Below are 16591 nucleotides of genomic sequence, written 5' to 3' on the forward strand. Positions count from 1 at the left end.
GTTTTGATCTAAGCAAATAGTTTCAAATACAGTTCACAACAATAGTAATGTTACCTGTAGCTGAATCTTTTGCCTACATTTAATTCTAATCAAATATAGTTAAAATAAAAGCTTTTTATACTCAATGAGGTCATCGGAAGTGAAAAGAATCTGATGGTCAGGAGATTTTTCAAATGAACGATCATGTTTGAAATATTTCTCATAATCATCTTCATCTATGGAAATATCCATCTGGCATTCTTTGATATAATTTGATTTTTCTCCGTAGTCCTGAATAAAATATCCGGAATCATTCCAGGGTTCATGATGACAGCGTAAACAGTTTTTTTGGTAAACTGCTTTATGACCACATACTTCACAATCCTGTAAGTTTTGAAACAATACCGAAATCTCATGCTGGTTTTCTTCCGAAAAAAGGGAAAGAGGAATTGTTTTCAGAAGCAGATAATAATTCGGTTCCTGCCATGAAAAATACACCGACTCCGTTTTATTTATAAAAAGCCATAGCCTTTGAAGGTCATATTCTACCTCAGCTTTAACAATATTTTTAATATTCAGAACAGTCTCATTGCTTCTTTTGATATTCTGTTTGTCATCAATTTCAATAACAGGTTGCTGCTCCAGAAAGTGATTCAGACACAATGTTGTCTGCCATGAACCAATTGTTCTTAATTTACCTTCTTCTCCACAGATCTCACACGTCTTGACAGACAACTCTGAATATTTTTCTTTGATTTTTTTTAGTTGGGCATTAAGTGTTTCATCTTCAGAATAGGTGTAGCATCTCAATTCTCCAAACTTTTCCTTTCCAAAGACACGATGTTCCATGTTCCAGCCCGCTGCAGCAAATTCATACAGCAATTTCCGGATAAGATCACTCCATCCGGTACTGTTCACTGAAAAATTAGTCAGATTACGCTCTATAAAAAGGTTTATTTCTTCTTTGTTCATTAAAGGCTGCTTCCTGATTCTATTTCGTAAGGCTCTTTCCCTTTTTCAAAAATTCTTGTCAGTTCACTTCCTTCCACTGTTATTGATTCTCCCGTTCTCCTAATCCAGTTTCCTTCTCTAAGACCAACTACTTTGATATCATTTTGAGTAAGGAATTCCTGAATACGGGTTTCTCTGGTTTCTCCATTATGTTTCAAATCCGGATTAGGGTCAAGGTAATGGGGATTGAGATTAAAAGGAACCAATCCCATACAATCGAAACTTGGCGGATATACAATCGGCATATCATTCGTAGTTTTCATATTCTGACCTCCGATATTACTTCCTGCACTACATCCAAGATAAGCTTTTCCTTCAGATACATTTTCTTTCAGAGCAGACATCAGCCCTTCTTCATGTAAAGTTTTAACCAATAAAAAAGTATTTCCTCCTCCGGTAAAGAACCCTTTTGCCTGATGAATGGCTTCTTTTTTATCTTCAAATTCATGAAGCCCTTTTACTTTTATATTGATGGTTTCAAAGAAAGAACGTGCTTTAGTCGTATAATCATCATGGGAAATTCCGCCTGGTCTTGCGAAAGGGATAAACACAATTTCGTCAATTCCTTTATAGAGTTGGATTAATTCTTCTCTTAAGTATTCCAGATATTCTCCACCAAAAAGTGTGGATGTTGAAGCTAATATAATGTTCATATGGTGAAATTATAGGTATTAATAAAAAAATGAATTACAAAGATAGCTTCAAAGATGAACGAATCAAAAATTAAACTAAAAAAAACACGAATCCCGTTAATATTTTCTAAAAAAACTTAAAGCCTCTAAAATTTTAGATTTTGTGGAATTATTATTGAATTTTAGATTTCGAATTTAAAATATAAGATTATGAAAATGAGTAAAATTAATAGTAGAAGCCTATTTTTAGGATTAATACTAGCAGGAAGTGTAAGTCTTGTAAACGCACAAACGACTCAGCCGGAAACTTCGGCATCAACGAGTCAAACCACTAATCCAACTATTGAGGGTCTTAAAAAACAGATTGCAGCCAATCCAAAAGATGCAGAATCATTAGCAAAACTGGCGAATGCTTATCAGGAAGCTTCAGACTGGCCCAATGCCATTGATACCTGGAAGAAAATATCTGTTTTATTACCAGACTGGGCTCCATCTTATTACAGCCAGGCCTATGCCTATCAGTCTGCAAAAGATGATGCCAATGCAAAAATTGCTTACGAAAAGTATATTGCAACAGTAAAACCTGAAGAAGTAGAGCAAAATAAGAAGAATCTGGCATACGCTTATTTCTATCTTGCCTTTACAGAACAGCAAACTGATCCTAATAAAGCAAAAGAACACATTGCAAAATCCATACAGTATGACCCAACCAATGAGGATGCTGTAAAGCTTAGCAAAACATTAAATTCTTAGTAAATAAAAAAGACCGGAAAAATTTTCCGGTCTTTTTGTTTTTAATTATAAATGATAAACATGTTTAATTTATCACTTGTTTATTCATTCTTTATAATTTGATCTCTTGATTCCTGGTTTACGCTACTCAATCTTTTTTCCGAAAAAATCTGTTTCACCATGCAGATGTCTGATAATTTTATCAATGTTTCTCTGAATACTGGCTTCGGTCTTTAAATTATTGATATACCGGATCAGCTCATGTCTTCTTGAAGGAATCAGGTTTTCGAAATTTGCTGTTGCCACAGCACTTTCTTTAATTGCTTTTTCTAATTGAGGATGGATAGAAATACTTCTGTCAGAATCATCGTATTCCAGAACAACTTCAATAACTTCTCCTATTCTTTTCGGAGAGTTTTTCAGCATTATCAGGTTCACATACAGCCTCCATTCTCCCAGATATTTCATCAGGTTTTGTTTAAACTCTTTCCCGTTCACAGTTCCTTTTACAGCAATGGGGCTTTTATTTCTCCCTGATTCATTAAAAATTTCTTCCAGAATTTCTTCAGGAATAAAAACAAAAGGATTGATTCCTATAATTTCCAATGTGGCGGTGAAGCTGTTGTTTTTCATGGATGGCAGATTTAGTTAGGCTAGAAACAAAATTAACTATTTGGGTTAACATCAACATATTTTTTTTTCCTCTATAGCCTTCCTACTCTAAAACCCTCCTACACTCAAACTCATTTACTCTAAATCCCATCCCTCGTAACTCAAAATTCATACCTCAGAACCCAATTAATTCCCTATCTTTGTATCAATAAATCTATTTATCAAAATGAAATTTTTTATTGACACAGCTAATTTAGAACAAATCAAAGAAGCAAGAGATCTTGGGATCTTAGATGGTGTAACTACCAATCCTTCATTAATGGCAAAAGAAGGAATTCAGGGAGCTGAAGCGATCAAAAACCATTATAAAACGATCTGCGAACTTGTAGACGGAGATATTTCTGCAGAAGTTCTTTCTACAACGTATGAAGAAATGATTAAAGAAGGAGACGAATTGGCTGCTATTCACCCAAATATCGTTGTTAAAATTCCGATGATCAAAGACGGAATCAAAGCTTTAAAATATTTTTCTGATAAAGGAATCAAAACAAACTGTACTTTGATCTTCTCTCCGGGACAGGCTCTTTTGGCAGCAAAAGCAGGAGCAACTTATGTTTCTCCATTTCTAGGAAGATTAGATGATATTTCTACAGACGGTCTTAACCTTATCCAGGAGATCAGATTAATTTTCGATAACTATATGTTCGAAACTGAAATCTTAGCAGCTTCTATCCGTCACTCAATGCACATTATCGACTGTGCTAAAATCGGAGCAGATGTTATCACGTCTCCACTTCCTCCGATCTTGAGCTTATTGAAGCACCCGTTAACAGACAGCGGATTGGCTCAGTTTATTGCAGATTCTCAGAAATTAGCATAATCACTGATCCTTATTCAGATATAAAAAATCCCGGAATGTTATTCCGGGATTTTTTTATAATGTTTTAAGTTTATTTCAGCAGATCCAGTTCAAGAATATTATTCTGTTTTTTAATATTGGCTTTGGCCATCGCTTCCTGATCTCTGCTTGCCTGTACCGGGTCCAGTATTTTTCCTGTACTGTCTCTCATCTCAATGATGGTGCCCTGTGCCAGCATTTGTTTTTGACTCTTCATAGGATCCTGGCGGTAATCATTAAAAGCTTTTTTAAATTTGGCTTCGTTAAGTGTGATAAGAGTATGATAACGTTCTTTATCTTTGGTACTTTTCCATTCATATCCAGCCGGAAGTTTCTGGCTGCCTTTTAATTCGAATGAATGAGAATGGGTATTATCTTCCACTTTTACAATTAATCCCGGAAGTCCATAAAATTTGTAGGGCCCATCCTGAATGGGAAGATCTGTAGTGAACCATGCCGTCCATTTTCTACCAGCAAAATCACAAACAGCTTTCTGTGTATTAAATTCTCCTATTTTTTCTTTTTCAGGAAGAATCTTCCAGTTCTGCTTTCTCTTTTCCTCTACCTGGTATTCATCAGAACCCAGAGTAGTAAAGAAGTTGGTAGAATAGTCAGGATACATTTTTTCAATGTTGTAGCGTATTTTGCCTTTAAACTTAAAGTTTCCGAGGTTAATGTTTAAGCTTTGAGTATCTTTTTCAGTGATAGCTCTCATCGTGGAGTCGGACTGAAAATAATCTTTACTGTAAAATTTGGATCCCTTGGAAGCTACTTCAAGGTACATAGTTTCACTTAGCTCTTTATCTCTCGCTGTAGAGTCTGTGATAAATTTGTACTCGTAGATAAATCTTTGATTCTGTGCATTAGTCATTACAGCCAATATAAGGCTGAAGAGAATGATCATTTTTTTCATGGTTAGTTTACTATATTTTTTAGTTTTTTTCTGTTATAAATTTAACAACCTTACACGGATTTCCCACAGCTACTGCATTGTCCGGAATATCTTTTGTGACAACACTTCCCGCTCCAATCACCGAATTATTTCCGATAGAAACACCCGGAAGTACAATCACATTTCCTCCCAACCATACATTATCACCAACTTTGATCGGATGTGCATATTCCAGCCCTTCATTCCTTTGCTGTACATCAAGCGGATGGCCTGCTGTATAAAAACTGCAATTGGGCCCGATAAACACGTTATCACCAAACTTTACTTTAGCACAGTCCAGAATAACAAGGTTATGATTGGCATAGAAATTCTCCCCTACTTTTATATTATATCCATAGTCGCACCAGAAATTGGGTTCTATACAGATATTTTCTTTTATACTACCAATAATCTTTCTGAGCAGTCTGTATCTGTTTTCTGTATCTGAGTTTTTCAGACCATTATATTCCTGACACAGATCTTTGCAGGCAATACGTTCCTGAATCAGTTCTTTGTCATAATTGGCATTATATAAAAGCCCGGCTGCACATTTTTCCTTTTCTGTCATGAGATATAACGTTGGTTGCTATTACTTATTGTTCATTGAAGATACTAAATATATCATAACATGATGAATTGATATTTATCACACTTTTTCTTAATGTCTTTTGTTAAAATAAAAACAGGATGACAAAATGCCATCCTGCAGATATTAGAAAATATATAATTTTACTTGAACAAATCCGGTTCTATTTTATTGTTATTTTTTAATTGATCTTCTTTTGCTCTTTTTTCAATATTCCTGTACATTTCATTCATATCAATGCTTTTACCATCCTGATTTTTCATATTTACAACAGCTCCTGCCGGAAGAGTACTCATGGTTTGCTTCATATCTTTTGTAGGATCAACAAGATAATCTTTCCAGGCTTTTTTAAACTGCTTTTTGCTGATCTCTATTTCTTTACCCCCCAAACCTATTGTAGTGAGGCCAGGTATTTGAATATCTTCCTGCGATGCAGCTTCTGTTTTCTTATTCCCGATCAGGGTCATTATATGTGAGCCTGTGGTATCCTCAATTTTAACAATAAGTCCCGGCAATCCATAGAATTTATAAGGACCATCCTGAAAAGGAATATCTGTAGAAAACCATGCTACCCAACTTCTCCCTCCATAATTGGTGGTTGCTTTTTGCGTATTATACTCTCCGATTTTCTGCTTTTCAGGAAGTATTTTCCATTCAGGTTTTTGATCTTCCGGCATCTTATAGCTGGTATTCCCAATGTTTTCTGAGAATGAAACACTGTAATCCGGATACTTTTTTGTAACCGTTGAAGAAATTGTTCCCGGTTTTATATTTCTTTTGATATTAATACTGCCTCCGAATCCTCCTTTCATCTGCTTTGCAATATCTGCTTTTGTTGCAGAATCTGAAACAAATTTTTCTCGGCTGTAATATTTAGACCCATTTTTATCAATGTCCAGAAACATTACATCATTTTTCACATCTGCTTTATTAGTAGAATCAGATATATATTTATAGTCATAGAAAAACCTGTTGACTTGAGCGTTGGCAAACACTCCTAAAAATACCAGTAAAATCAAATATTTTTTTCCCATAGTGTATGTTTAATTGTATTAAAAAAGGCTTTGCCAATCTGAAACAGACAAAGCCTGATGGAACTTTATTTCTTTGTTTCAATTCTTATCTCCCCTTCTGTCCCTTTTACTAGACTTCCTTTAATAACTCTCATACTTGAAATACTTTCAGGTTTTAAAGTATTAATATCTTCTTTGGAACTCTCTCTTCCGTCTATATAGTATTTGTATCTGAAATCATCTCCGGCACTTACATTAAATTTTTTAACTCCATTCATTGAAATATTGCCATTTCCGTCTTTTTTAATAAAATCAGCACGCATTACCATGACGTTAGGAGAAGAACTCACCATCGTAAAATTACCTCCTCTGAAATTTTGCGCTGTTTTTTCCGCTTCCAGGCGGGCTTTTTCAGCTTCTTTTCTGATTCTGTCCGCATCAATCCTGATTCTTTGGCTTTGTACTCTGATTCTATCTCCTTCAGCACGTGCTCTGTCACCTTCTACTCGTGCTTTTTCTCCTTCTATTCTGGCCTTAGTTGCTTCTTTCATTGCTTTTTTAGCTTCGGCCATTGCTTTGCGTATCTCTTCTTTTTCCTGAGCACTCAGATCACTATAATTAACAACTCTGTTTGTTTTAAAATAGGTTATTTTTGGTTCTTTTGGCGCTTGAGGTGATGCTTGAGGAATTGGCAACTCTCCTATTTTTGCAGCTGCTTTTTCTGCTTTTTCTGCTTTTTTTGCTGCTCTTTCTATTTTTCGAAGCTCTTTTTTACTAAGAGGTTCCATATTCTCGAGCTCCTTCATCTGATTCTTCCATTCTACAGAATTGAAATACTTATCAACTTCAACTTTTGAAGCAATTTCACCTATCTCTGAAGCCAGATTGCTTATTTCTTCTATTTTATCGCTGAAGAGGTCACTTTCGGGATCCAAACCTTCCAGCTCTTTCTCTTTTTCTTTTATTTTCTTTTCAAGCCCGGTTATTTTGGTGTGGTCTTCACCCGATACCGTTTTTAGTTCTGCAATTTTTTCCTGACCCGATTTTTCAGGTCTTATCGTATCTTTTTTGATTTCTGAAACTACTTCTTTTATAGAAAGGTTTGTTTCTTCAATTTCTCTGTTTTTAGCATTTACCAGATAAGCAAAAGCGATAGAGAATACAACCGGTAAGGCAAAAATTCTTCGCGCATATCCGAATTTGGTTTTTGGTTTTTGTAACATCTTAAGTCTTTTTTTAAGGTTTGAACTTAGAAACGGACTGGTAACAGGCAACTGTGTTCCGGAAAAGTGGCTTGCTAAAAGCATCTGCGCAAATGCTTTGGTGTCCGATTGTTTTACGGCTTTTTTATCAGCCAGATATTCATGGATTAGATTAATTTCTCTTTTAATGAGATGAAAGAACGGATTGAACCAGAAAACAGAGGTAATAATCTCGATAAAGATTTTATCAAAGGAATGTTTCTGCTCAATATGTACCATTTCATGCTTTAAAATCTGTTTTCCTATATCAGAATGCAGTGTAATTGTATTCTTCCAGAACAGGTTTTTAAAATAAGAAAATGGAGCTTCAGTAAGGTCTGTACGGTAAAAATTGATCCCGTCAAAACTTTCTTTCTGAAATTGATTTTTAAACTGCTGGATTTTGAAAATCCCATACAACAGCTTCCCTAAAAAATAGAGAGAAACCAGTCCCAGAGCTGAAAAAATAATGTTAAAATAAAGGTTACCATTGTCTATGTTTTTTTCTGTGTTAAAATTCTGAATCTTGTCAAGAAGCATATACATATCATTATTTACCTCTATCGTAAAATCATCTATTCTGATAAGTGGTAACAAAAGTGATATCACAATTGCACCCAGCAGATAAAATCTGTTATAATGATGGAATGTCTTGTCTTTTAATGACAACTGATAATACAAAAATGTTACACCTGAACATAAAATAGTTTTCCCAAAGTATAAAAGTATGGCTTCCATAGGTCTTAGTCTTTCTTTTTGAGTTCATCTAATAACATCTCAAGATCTTCTACTGTCATTTCATTTTTTTCAACTAAAAATGAAACGGCACTTTTGTAAGAACCTTTAAAATAGTTTTTCACAAGGCTCTTCATGGTTTTCCCGGAGTACTGTTCTTTTGAAACCAGCGGAAAATACTCATGCTGTCTTCCATAGACATGATAGTCTACAAATTCTTTATCCTTCAACACTTTTAAAATAGTAGAAACAGTATTTGTGTGTGGTTTTGGCTCCGGGAAAAGATCAAGCACATCCTTCAGGAAGCCTTTTTCTAATTTCCATAAATACTGCATTACCTGTTCTTCTGCTTTTGTCAGAGTCTGAATTTTCATATTCCGTTCATTTATCAATTAAAGTGATATACAATCATCTCATTCTATATCACTAATAAATTAGTTATACAAATGTAGAAATAAAAATGAATCAAACAACTATTTTTTTAGTGATAAAACATATTAAACAATAATCACTTGAAAATCAACACAATAGAAATAGTTAAAATTTATTAAATTTTTAATGAATAGATTTATTGGCTGTTTATTGTGCAAAAAACTATTCAATAGAGTTATTATTCTATACTAAATAGATCTGATTATTCTAAGATCTTAAACTCTTTTTCATCCTTGTCAGGGTTTTAAACCTTGACAAGGATAAGACTGATCAAAAATAAAGGTTAAAAAAATTCATAATCACAAATGTCAGATTCAAAGTAAAATTTGTCCGATTGATCAAATTTTCAGAAAAACATACTTCAAAAAGTCCTGAAATTTGAATAAAAAACAAAGAGATATGAATCGTTTTTTGAAAAAATTAAAAACAAAAAATATCCTGATGATAGTACTGATTGTCTTTACTGGAATTCAGTTTTACAGACCTGAAATTGTACAAAAGCCTGTGACGGGTGAGATTCATGTGCCTACTGAAGTAAGAGCGATCCTGCAGCGCTCGTGTTTCGATTGCCATTCTAATCAGGCAGATCTGAAGTGGTTTGATCAGATTACACCTGCTTACTGGCTGGTAGCAGACCATATTAAAAAAGGAAAAGAAGGACTCAATTTTTCTGAATGGGATAAACTGGCTCCTCCTGCACAAAATGCCAAACTTTGGGAAGCTTTTAATCAGATTAATCTGAAAGCAATGCCTCTAAAAAGCTACGAATTACTTCATCCCGAAGCAAAACTTTCTGAAAATGATATCCGCATCCTTAAAAACTATGTGACTTCTCTTGCTCCAAAACAAAAGCCTGATACAGCAAAAGTTTCTGCATATAACAAACAGCTTCAGCAAGGCGTCCATACTCAGGTATCCAAAGTCTCGTTCCCTACTGCACTGAATGGGATCAGCTATATTCCTGATTATAAAAACTGGAAACCGATCAGTTCTACAGAAAGGTTTGATAATGGTACCATGCGTATCATATTCGGAAATGATATTGCTGTAAAAGCGGCAAAAGAACATAAAACAAATCCATGGCCGGACGGAACCATATTCGCGAAAGTAGCATGGGATCAGATTATAGACAGTGATGGGAATGTTACTACCGGAGCTTTTAAACAAGTGGAATATATGATTAAGGATTCCAAAAAATTCGCCTCTACAAAAGGATGGGGATGGGCAAGATTTTTATCTCCCAAACTTGAACCGTATGGAAAGACAGCAGATTTCGCCAACGAGTGCATCAGCTGCCACCGCCCTATGAAAGACAATGATTTTGTATTTACCTCTCCTCTTAACCATTAAGCTATGAAGAATCTGATTGTTTATTTAATAATGTGCGTATTTGTTGTGAGCTGCAATTCCAAAAAACAATACGAACCCGTGAATCAAAATGCCTCCCTTCCTGAAAGCTTTGATTTTAATGTCATGAATTTAAAGGTGGTAACCTCTTCCATCAATCATAAAAAACAGACTATGATGACGCTGTACGGCACTGATTCAGCAATTGATGATTTGAAGGATAATGCTAAAAAAGTCAATGGTAAGGAAAGAATACTGGCTTTGGTTACCTGGTCGCAGAAGGATGATCCTTATTGGTATGGAGCCAAAATCCCCAATAACCTTCTGTCTGTAGAAGTTATCAAAAGTAAATTGCCTTTCTCCGAAAACTCAGAAATTCTATATCAAAAATATGAAGGGAAAGAACTTAAGAAAGTGAAGGCAGATGGGACAAACAGAGTTTCTACAATTCTAAGTATGAAACCTTCAATAATGCCTTAACACAGGATTTTAAAATCACATATAAAAAAATAATATTCATTAAAAACTATTAAAAAAAATGGAAAAATTTACATTCAGTTCAAGCCTGGTAACAGGATGTATTTCAGCAGCATTACTGCTCTTCACCTCTGTTGCCTGTTCGAAGGATAATCAGGATGAGCCATCTGATCCTGTTGTTAAAGAAGTACAATTGAGAAATGATGCCATTCTTGGAAATGTCCTGACTGATAAAGAGGGTCACACTCTTTATTATTTTGCCAATGATGCTACCGCCACTAACAATTGTACCGGAGGATGCGAACCGGTATGGCCTATCTTCAATGCAGATAACCTTTCTGCTGAAAAACTAGGTTCCGGATTGGAACTTTCAGATTTTACAACAATAACAACAGGTTCAGGGAAAAAGCAGGTAACCTATAAAGGAAGACCTCTTTATTACTATGCGCCTTTGGTGAACGGAACCAATGTAAAAGAAGATGCAGGGAAAACCGGCGGAGAAAACGTAGGAGGCGTATGGTTTGTTGCAAAACCTGATTATACTATTATGCTTACCAATGCACAACTTGTAGGACATGACGGAAAAAACTATACTTCAACTTATACGGAAGGCACGGGAAAAACGCTGTATTTTACAGATGCTAAAGGAGTAACACTTTATACCTTTAAGAATGACAAACAAAATAAAAACAATTTTACAGCCTCTGATTTTTCGAATAATGGAGTTTGGCCTATTTATGAAACAGATAAAATTGTAGTTCCTTCCGGGCTGGATAAAACGCTTTTCGGATCTATTACAGTATTCGGAAGAAAACAGCTTACGTATAAAGGATGGCCTCTTTACCGTTTTGGACAGGATAATATGGTGATGGGTTCTAATAAAGGCATTTCATTTCCTACTCCAGGCGGTGTTTGGCCTGTACCTGTGAAAAATATGGCAGCAGCTATGCCCTAGTTTTGTGTTTTTATAGAAATCTCAGTGCTAAATAACGGACATGCTGCCGTGCCGTTATTTAGCTTTTGTATCTTTGTGACTGCTTAACTGCCTGATTTTTATTTATGATCTATGCAAAATATATAAATACCAACGGAAGAAAGGTATTCAGGATTGATCCGAGAATCATTCTCTTCAGTGCTCTTTTTATGGGGATTCTGGCTTCAGTACCCAAAATACTTCGTATGCATATTACATTGGGAGAGCTGACGATAGATTTTTCCATCTCCTTTTTATTCTCATTATTTGTATGGTATTTTAATATCTATAGTCTGCCGAAGTTTTCTATTCAGAATATATCTACGAGATTTTTCAATAAAAAACTGGTGGTCAGCTTATCCATCGGAGTAGTTGTCATGGCAGCCATAGTGCTCATTCATCATATTATATTTCCCAAGTATGGATTTAATACTATGGTTCTGATGTACGAATTCCGGGGAGTACTGATCAATCTTACGATTTATATGTTCCTCTACCTTTTGTATCAGACTTATAATTCTCAGCAGATTAAATTTGAACTTGAACAAATCAGAACGGATAATCTCAATGCCCAATATGAATTGCTGAAGCAGCAGATTAATCCTCATTTTTTATTCAACAGCCTCAATACACTGAAGTCTATGATTGACATAAAAGATGAAAGTTCGGGAGATTTTGTGGTGAGGCTTGCGGATTTCTATCGCTTCACTTTAGACAACAGAAAAATGGAGCTTATTCCCTTAAAAAAGGAGCTTACAATACTGGATGCCTACGTTTTCCTTCTGACATCTAGGTTTGAAGATGGTATAGAGTTTAAAATAGATATTCCGGAAGAGATCTTAAATTCTTACATTCCTCCGTTTACACTGCAGCTTTTGTGTGAAAATTGCATCAAACACAATATTGTATCGCTGGCCAATCCGTTAATCATAAAACTATACAGCGATAACGAATATATTATTATTGAAAATAATTTCCAGCCCAAGAATATTCCTCAGGAATCCGCAGGAATAGGAATTGAAAATATCAGAGAACGTTATAAGCATTTTGCTGAAAAGGAACTTACCATATTGCATAATGATCATAATTTCACAGTCAAATTACCCATAGTAGATGAAAGTTTTAGTAATAGAAGATGAGATAAAAACTGCAAAGGCATTGGGACGGATGATCGTTGCAGTACAGCCGGAAGCTACCATAGTACAGTACATTGAAAGCGTTGCTATGGCTGTGGAATATCTTTCTGGCACTGAAACTCCGGATATTATCTTTATGGATATTCAGCTGGCGGACGGAAATTGTTTTGAGATATTCAGTAAGGTCAGGATAAAAATGCCTGTTGTTTTCTGTACTGCCTTTGATGAATATGCGATAGAAGCTTTTAAAAGTAACGGAGTGGATTATATCTTGAAACCTTTTGAGAAAAAAGATATTCAGTCCGCTTTTGAAAAGATCAATGATCTTAAAAACTTTTTTCAGCACGCTCCTTCTCCTGACCGGAAACTGGAAGATATCCTGAATAATCTGACAACAGGAAGAGGAAAAACCAATTTTCTGGTCTTTTCCAATAATAAATACAATAATATTCCTGTTGACAAAATTGCCTGCTTTTACAGCCAGTTTGGAAGTACAGTACTGGTGACTTTCGATCAGAAAGAATATTCAGTTCCACAATCATTGGATGAGATCGGGCAGCTCGTTTCAGGAGCTCAGTTCTTTAGAATTAACAGACAATATCTGATCAACTTTACAGCTATTGTTGAAGTGGAACATTATTTCTCCAGAAAACTTCTTGTCAGCCTGAAAATTACCACTCCGGAAAAGCCATTGGTCACCAAAGACAAAGCTTCCCGTTTTCTTCAGTGGCTTGAAGAGCGGTAAACAATTAACTAAAAGCTGTATATAAAATAATTTAATCTCTGATTATCATCGGAGAAAGCTAATATTTTGCCTGATCAGAAATAATTTTTGCACAGCAATAAACAAACGAGCTCAACTCCAGCTCAAAATAAAGAATAAATAAAATGGATCAAAAAAATACTATTGCAGACGGATTTATTCGCCGTAAATTTGGTTTTCTTGGTGAGGACTTTCTGAAAGAGCTCAAAACCCATGGAATCTACGACAAAATAGAAGCCAGGCAGGAAATTATCCGCGAAGGAGACCGCGTCAAGTATGTTTTGTTTTTAATAAAAGGAGCTATTAAAGTATATTCTCTGAATGATGGCCGTGAACTTGTATATTATTATATCAGTGATGAAGAGAACTGTCTGATGACCTTTTCATCAATTTTTAATAATAACATCAGTAAGGTCTATGCCACTACGGAAGAAGACTCTGAAGTTCTTCTTGTTCCTCTGGCAGTGATGAGCAAGTGGCTGGTAGCGTTTCCTGCCATTAATGCAATATTTTTTCATGAATATGAAAGAAGATTTTCAGCTGTAATGGATATGATTAATGAAGCGATGTTTCATCATCTGGACACACGTGTTTTGAATTATATTAAACGAAAAGTGATTTTAGCAGGAAATCAACCTGTAAAAATCAAACACAGAGAAATAGCAGGAAGTCTGGGAACCTCACGGGAAGTGGTAAGCAGAGTGCTGAAAAAAATTGAAAATGAAGGAAAAATCTTTAAAGATGAAGAAGGTAAAATATGGGCAGCAGATCAAATGCCTTTACTATTAAATAAATAACATAATATATACATTAATATTAAAATCTTTTCTCAATGAAAAAAATACTTTTTATCGGAATGGTGCTTATAGGGATTATAAGCCTTTCATCATTTATTAAATCGGATGACTCCAGAGGTACGAAACCTGCAAAATCAATTTATGATTTTAAGATTGAATCCATCGATGGAGGAAAAATTGACTTTTCTGAATACAAAGGAAAATACATTCTTATTGTAAACACAGCATCCAAGTGTGGATACACGCCTCAATACAAAGGATTGGAGCAGCTTTACAAGGATTATGGTGATAAACTGGTTGTGGTTGGCTTCCCTTCTGATAATTTTGCAGATCAGGAATTTCATGACAATGTTGATATCAAATCTTTCTGCGAAAAGAACTATGGGGTAACCTTTCCTCTTACCACTTCAGTGGATGTAAAAGGTTCAAAAATCACTCCCGTATTCGATTATCTTACTCATAAATCTCAAAACGGAGTAATGGACGCTGCCATAAGCTGGAATTTCAATAAGTTTCTGATCAGCCCAGAAGGAAAATTACTGGAGCATTTTGACTCTAAAGTAGTTCCTGAAAGTGATAAAATCACTCATTATTTCAAATAAATAATCTTTGCAAAACACTACTATCATTATGAGTAGTGTTTTTTTTATCCATGCACATAAAAATATTTTGATAGTGAATGACTATTCAAATGCACAAATTGAATTATATTAACATTTTAAATTACAAAAATCATGTCAATAAAGACCCTGAAGACGTCATTTTTACAACAATGATTCATATACATTATAGAATTGTTAAATTTTATTAAATAAATATTAAAATGTATTTGTTTTAACCGGGAAATTATATTTATTTTAGTGCTTTAAAAATTTCTCATGAAAAGATATAATTTATTGATTGTACTATTACTGCTTATTTTCAATGTTACTACAGCACAAAAGAAGGGTTCTCCTGCTGCCGATCTTAGTATATTAAAAGATACAAAATCAAAAATCGAAGCTACCGTTCCATTGGTTATTCAGCATCTTCAAACGATCTCTACAAAAGAAGGAGATAATAATATTGTGAATAACGGAAAGATTGCTTTGGGTAGAGAATATGGTATTTTAGAGTCTGAATGGTTTTTATACAGAAACAATATGAAAAACTGTATCCTGAACAATTCTTCTAAAAAAGCTAAGAAATGTATGGAATACCACAACAATATGTTGAGAGGTACGATGATCAATTACAACAATTATATTACCAACCTTACAAGAAAGAACGGATATCTGGGTGTTGAAGGAGATACAAAATTTGAATTCAAACCTGCTGATATTGCTACAAAGCTAAGTGAAGCGTATTTCAATGCAAACGATGCTGCGGGAAGAATGAAAGCGGATCAAAAAAGAGACTTTTTAGGACAGACAATGTCTGATGACAACAAGCTTACTCCTTACGCTCAACTGGCACAATAATATTTAAATCATATTTAAAAATAAAAAGAGAACCGCAATTGTGGTTCTCTTTTTTTATTCAAAAGCAAAAAATCTCCGCCGGAAAAAGCAGTTTTGTGGTACTAATCATAAAACCCTTGGGGAAAAAGTAGAAAATTAGGCAGAGATTTTTTTGCATACACTCTACAGATCAACTGTCCTACCCATGATCTGTAAGAGCTTTACAAAAATAGGACTATAGCCTTCTGCTGGCTGAAAATACCTGTAGAATTAAATGTTCAAAACTGTAGAACTAATACTACTTCTCATTATAGAAGTAAAGCACCTCAAAAAAAGATGCTCTACGATTACGTTTGACTCGCTTTGTTCTATTTCCACCAATGGTAGTAATTATGCAATCCGTCATATTCAAACCCGCAGCGTGGATACAGCGTGTTTCCTATATCATTTGTTTTTTCGGTTTCAAGCATCAGCCCACACGCTCCTGTTTCTTCACACCATTGTTTACTGCGGTCAATTAGTGCCACAGAAAGTCCCTTCCCTCTATAATCAGGATGAACAAAAAGATCACTTAACAGCCATTGTTTTTGTAATCTGGTATAATGAAATAATTTGTAAAGCTGTACGAATCCTACGGCTTTTCCGTCTGCTAATGCAAGGAAAATATCGGATTCACTGTTTAAAAACCGCTCTTTGAGAAAAGCCTTCCCTTTTTCAAGATCCGACTCCTGTCTGTAAAAAATACGGTAAAGATTGAACAATTCAGCCGTTTCATCAAGATCCTCAAGACTTGCCTTTTTAATCATGTGATTCATCGTTATATCTATTTTTATTAACACGGCAAAAATAGCTTTAAA

General features: G+C 34.8%; 19 protein-coding genes. 10 read left to right on the forward strand and 9 right to left on the reverse strand.

The window, feature by feature from the left end:
• Positions 1 to 99: 99 nt before the first annotated feature.
• Together BUE84_RS12735 and pepE are read right to left on the reverse strand one after the other, a co-directional pair.
• The gene (locus tag BUE84_RS12735) at positions 100 to 951 is read right to left on the reverse strand and encodes a hypothetical protein (protein WP_079241940.1); all 852 of its coding nucleotides are present in this window, start codon (positions 949 to 951) and stop codon (positions 100 to 102) included.
• Positions 951 to 1643: a dipeptidase PepE gene (gene pepE, locus BUE84_RS12740; RefSeq protein ID WP_079241941.1), complete on the reverse strand. Its 693-nt coding sequence runs from the start codon at positions 1641 to 1643 to the stop codon at positions 951 to 953. The genes BUE84_RS12735 and pepE overlap by 1 nt, the downstream gene beginning before the upstream one ends.
• Before the next feature lie 189 nt (positions 1644 to 1832).
• Between pepE and BUE84_RS12745 the strand changes: the two genes are divergently transcribed.
• The gene (locus tag BUE84_RS12745) at positions 1833 to 2375 is read left to right on the forward strand and encodes a tetratricopeptide repeat protein (RefSeq protein WP_034695599.1); all 543 of its coding nucleotides are present in this window, start codon (positions 1833 to 1835) and stop codon (positions 2373 to 2375) included.
• Between the two features lie 123 nt (positions 2376 to 2498).
• On the opposite strand, the gene BUE84_RS12750 is transcribed toward BUE84_RS12745, so the two are convergent.
• Entirely contained in the window at positions 2499 to 2987 is a 489-nt protein-coding gene (locus BUE84_RS12750; protein WP_079241942.1) for a YdeI/OmpD-associated family protein, read from the reverse strand.
• A gap of 205 nt (positions 2988 to 3192) precedes the next feature.
• Between BUE84_RS12750 and fsa the strand changes: the two genes are divergently transcribed.
• Positions 3193 to 3846 (forward strand): fructose-6-phosphate aldolase, encoded by a 654-nt coding sequence (gene fsa / locus BUE84_RS12755; protein WP_047094862.1) that lies wholly within the window; start codon positions 3193 to 3195, stop codon positions 3844 to 3846.
• A 70-nt stretch (positions 3847 to 3916) separates the two neighbouring features.
• On the opposite strand, the gene BUE84_RS12760 is transcribed toward fsa, so the two are convergent.
• The 5 genes from BUE84_RS12760 to BUE84_RS12780 all read right to left on the reverse strand — a co-directional run bounded on the left by BUE84_RS12760 (position 3917) and on the right by BUE84_RS12780 (position 8744).
• Positions 3917 to 4777: a GLPGLI family protein gene (locus BUE84_RS12760; protein ID WP_079241943.1), complete on the reverse strand. Its 861-nt coding sequence runs from the start codon at positions 4775 to 4777 to the stop codon at positions 3917 to 3919.
• A 19-nt stretch (positions 4778 to 4796) separates the two neighbouring features.
• Complete coding sequence (locus tag BUE84_RS12765) at positions 4797 to 5363, reverse strand: sugar O-acetyltransferase (RefSeq protein WP_079241944.1); 567 nt, start codon at positions 5361 to 5363, stop codon at positions 4797 to 4799.
• A gap of 161 nt (positions 5364 to 5524) precedes the next feature.
• Positions 5525 to 6415: a GLPGLI family protein gene (locus BUE84_RS12770; RefSeq protein WP_079241945.1), complete on the reverse strand. Its 891-nt coding sequence runs from the start codon at positions 6413 to 6415 to the stop codon at positions 5525 to 5527.
• A 65-nt stretch (positions 6416 to 6480) separates the two neighbouring features.
• Entirely contained in the window at positions 6481 to 8373 is a 1893-nt protein-coding gene (locus tag BUE84_RS12775) for a M56 family metallopeptidase (protein ID WP_079241946.1), read from the reverse strand.
• Between the two features lie 5 nt (positions 8374 to 8378).
• A complete protein-coding gene (locus BUE84_RS12780; protein ID WP_034695620.1) occupies positions 8379 to 8744 on the reverse strand; it encodes a BlaI/MecI/CopY family transcriptional regulator in 366 nt (121 codons plus the stop codon).
• Positions 8745 to 9243: 499 nt separating this feature from the next.
• Between BUE84_RS12780 and BUE84_RS12785 the strand changes: the two genes are divergently transcribed.
• The 8 genes from BUE84_RS12785 to BUE84_RS12820 all read left to right on the forward strand — a co-directional run bounded on the left by BUE84_RS12785 (position 9244) and on the right by BUE84_RS12820 (position 15755).
• A complete protein-coding gene (locus BUE84_RS12785) occupies positions 9244 to 10152 on the forward strand; it encodes a heme-binding domain-containing protein (protein ID WP_238594255.1) in 909 nt (302 codons plus the stop codon).
• Positions 10153 to 10155: 3 nt separating this feature from the next.
• Entirely contained in the window at positions 10156 to 10629 is a 474-nt protein-coding gene (locus BUE84_RS12790) for a hypothetical protein (protein WP_079241947.1), read from the forward strand.
• 58 nt (positions 10630 to 10687) lie between these two features.
• Positions 10688 to 11581, forward strand: coding sequence for a hypothetical protein (locus BUE84_RS12795; protein ID WP_079241948.1), 894 nt, complete (start codon positions 10688 to 10690; stop codon positions 11579 to 11581).
• 104 nt (positions 11582 to 11685) lie between these two features.
• A complete protein-coding gene (locus BUE84_RS12800; protein ID WP_079241949.1) occupies positions 11686 to 12738 on the forward strand; it encodes a sensor histidine kinase in 1053 nt (350 codons plus the stop codon).
• Complete coding sequence (locus BUE84_RS12805) at positions 12713 to 13480, forward strand: LytR/AlgR family response regulator transcription factor (protein WP_079241950.1); 768 nt, start codon at positions 12713 to 12715, stop codon at positions 13478 to 13480. The genes BUE84_RS12800 and BUE84_RS12805 overlap by 26 nt, the downstream gene beginning before the upstream one ends.
• Before the next feature lie 143 nt (positions 13481 to 13623).
• Positions 13624 to 14295: a Crp/Fnr family transcriptional regulator gene (locus tag BUE84_RS12810; protein ID WP_079241951.1), complete on the forward strand. Its 672-nt coding sequence runs from the start codon at positions 13624 to 13626 to the stop codon at positions 14293 to 14295.
• Between the two features lie 35 nt (positions 14296 to 14330).
• Positions 14331 to 14897, forward strand: a complete 567-nt coding sequence (locus tag BUE84_RS12815; RefSeq protein ID WP_079241952.1) for a glutathione peroxidase — start codon at positions 14331 to 14333, stop codon at positions 14895 to 14897.
• Positions 14898 to 15173: 276 nt separating this feature from the next.
• Positions 15174 to 15755, forward strand: coding sequence for a hypothetical protein (locus BUE84_RS12820; RefSeq protein ID WP_034695632.1), 582 nt, complete (start codon positions 15174 to 15176; stop codon positions 15753 to 15755).
• Between the two features lie 347 nt (positions 15756 to 16102).
• Here the strand turns inward: BUE84_RS12820 and BUE84_RS12825 are convergent, their stop codons facing one another.
• Positions 16103 to 16549 (reverse strand): GNAT family N-acetyltransferase, encoded by a 447-nt coding sequence (locus tag BUE84_RS12825; protein ID WP_079241953.1) that lies wholly within the window; start codon positions 16547 to 16549, stop codon positions 16103 to 16105.
• Between the last annotated feature and the right edge of the window lie 42 nt (positions 16550 to 16591).

Origin of the sequence: Chryseobacterium indologenes (genome assembly GCF_002025665.1) — a bacterium.
Classification (GTDB): domain Bacteria; phylum Bacteroidota; class Bacteroidia; order Flavobacteriales; family Weeksellaceae; genus Chryseobacterium; species Chryseobacterium metallicongregator.

Bases quoted from the DNA above. Each gene is read 5' to 3' on its own strand.
- BUE84_RS12735 (WP_079241940.1), bottom strand. From the start codon at position 951: ATGAACAAAGAAGAAATAAACCTTTTTATAGAGCGTAATCTGACTAAT.
- pepE (WP_079241941.1), bottom strand. From the start codon at position 1,643: ATGAACATTATATTAGCTTCAACATCCACACTTTTTGGTGGAGAATAT.
- BUE84_RS12745 (WP_034695599.1), top strand. From the start codon at position 1,833: ATGAAAATGAGTAAAATTAATAGTAGAAGCCTATTTTTAGGATTAATA.
- BUE84_RS12750 (WP_079241942.1), bottom strand. From the start codon at position 2,987: ATGAAAAACAACAGCTTCACCGCCACATTGGAAATTATAGGAATCAAT.
- fsa (WP_047094862.1), top strand. From the start codon at position 3,193: ATGAAATTTTTTATTGACACAGCTAATTTAGAACAAATCAAAGAAGCA.
- BUE84_RS12760 (WP_079241943.1), bottom strand. From the start codon at position 4,777: ATGAAAAAAATGATCATTCTCTTCAGCCTTATATTGGCTGTAATGACT.
- BUE84_RS12765 (WP_079241944.1), bottom strand. From the start codon at position 5,363: ATGACAGAAAAGGAAAAATGTGCAGCCGGGCTTTTATATAATGCCAAT.
- BUE84_RS12770 (WP_079241945.1), bottom strand. From the start codon at position 6,415: ATGGGAAAAAAATATTTGATTTTACTGGTATTTTTAGGAGTGTTTGCC.
- BUE84_RS12775 (WP_079241946.1), bottom strand. From the start codon at position 8,373: ATGGAAGCCATACTTTTATACTTTGGGAAAACTATTTTATGTTCAGGT.
- BUE84_RS12780 (WP_034695620.1), bottom strand. From the start codon at position 8,744: ATGAAAATTCAGACTCTGACAAAAGCAGAAGAACAGGTAATGCAGTAT.
- BUE84_RS12785 (WP_238594255.1), top strand. From the start codon at position 9,244: ATGATAGTACTGATTGTCTTTACTGGAATTCAGTTTTACAGACCTGAA.
- BUE84_RS12790 (WP_079241947.1), top strand. From the start codon at position 10,156: ATGAAGAATCTGATTGTTTATTTAATAATGTGCGTATTTGTTGTGAGC.
- BUE84_RS12795 (WP_079241948.1), top strand. From the start codon at position 10,688: ATGGAAAAATTTACATTCAGTTCAAGCCTGGTAACAGGATGTATTTCA.
- BUE84_RS12800 (WP_079241949.1), top strand. From the start codon at position 11,686: ATGATCTATGCAAAATATATAAATACCAACGGAAGAAAGGTATTCAGG.
- BUE84_RS12805 (WP_079241950.1), top strand. From the start codon at position 12,713: ATGAAAGTTTTAGTAATAGAAGATGAGATAAAAACTGCAAAGGCATTG.
- BUE84_RS12810 (WP_079241951.1), top strand. From the start codon at position 13,624: ATGGATCAAAAAAATACTATTGCAGACGGATTTATTCGCCGTAAATTT.
- BUE84_RS12815 (WP_079241952.1), top strand. From the start codon at position 14,331: ATGAAAAAAATACTTTTTATCGGAATGGTGCTTATAGGGATTATAAGC.
- BUE84_RS12820 (WP_034695632.1), top strand. From the start codon at position 15,174: ATGAAAAGATATAATTTATTGATTGTACTATTACTGCTTATTTTCAAT.
- BUE84_RS12825 (WP_079241953.1), bottom strand. From the start codon at position 16,549: ATGAATCACATGATTAAAAAGGCAAGTCTTGAGGATCTTGATGAAACG.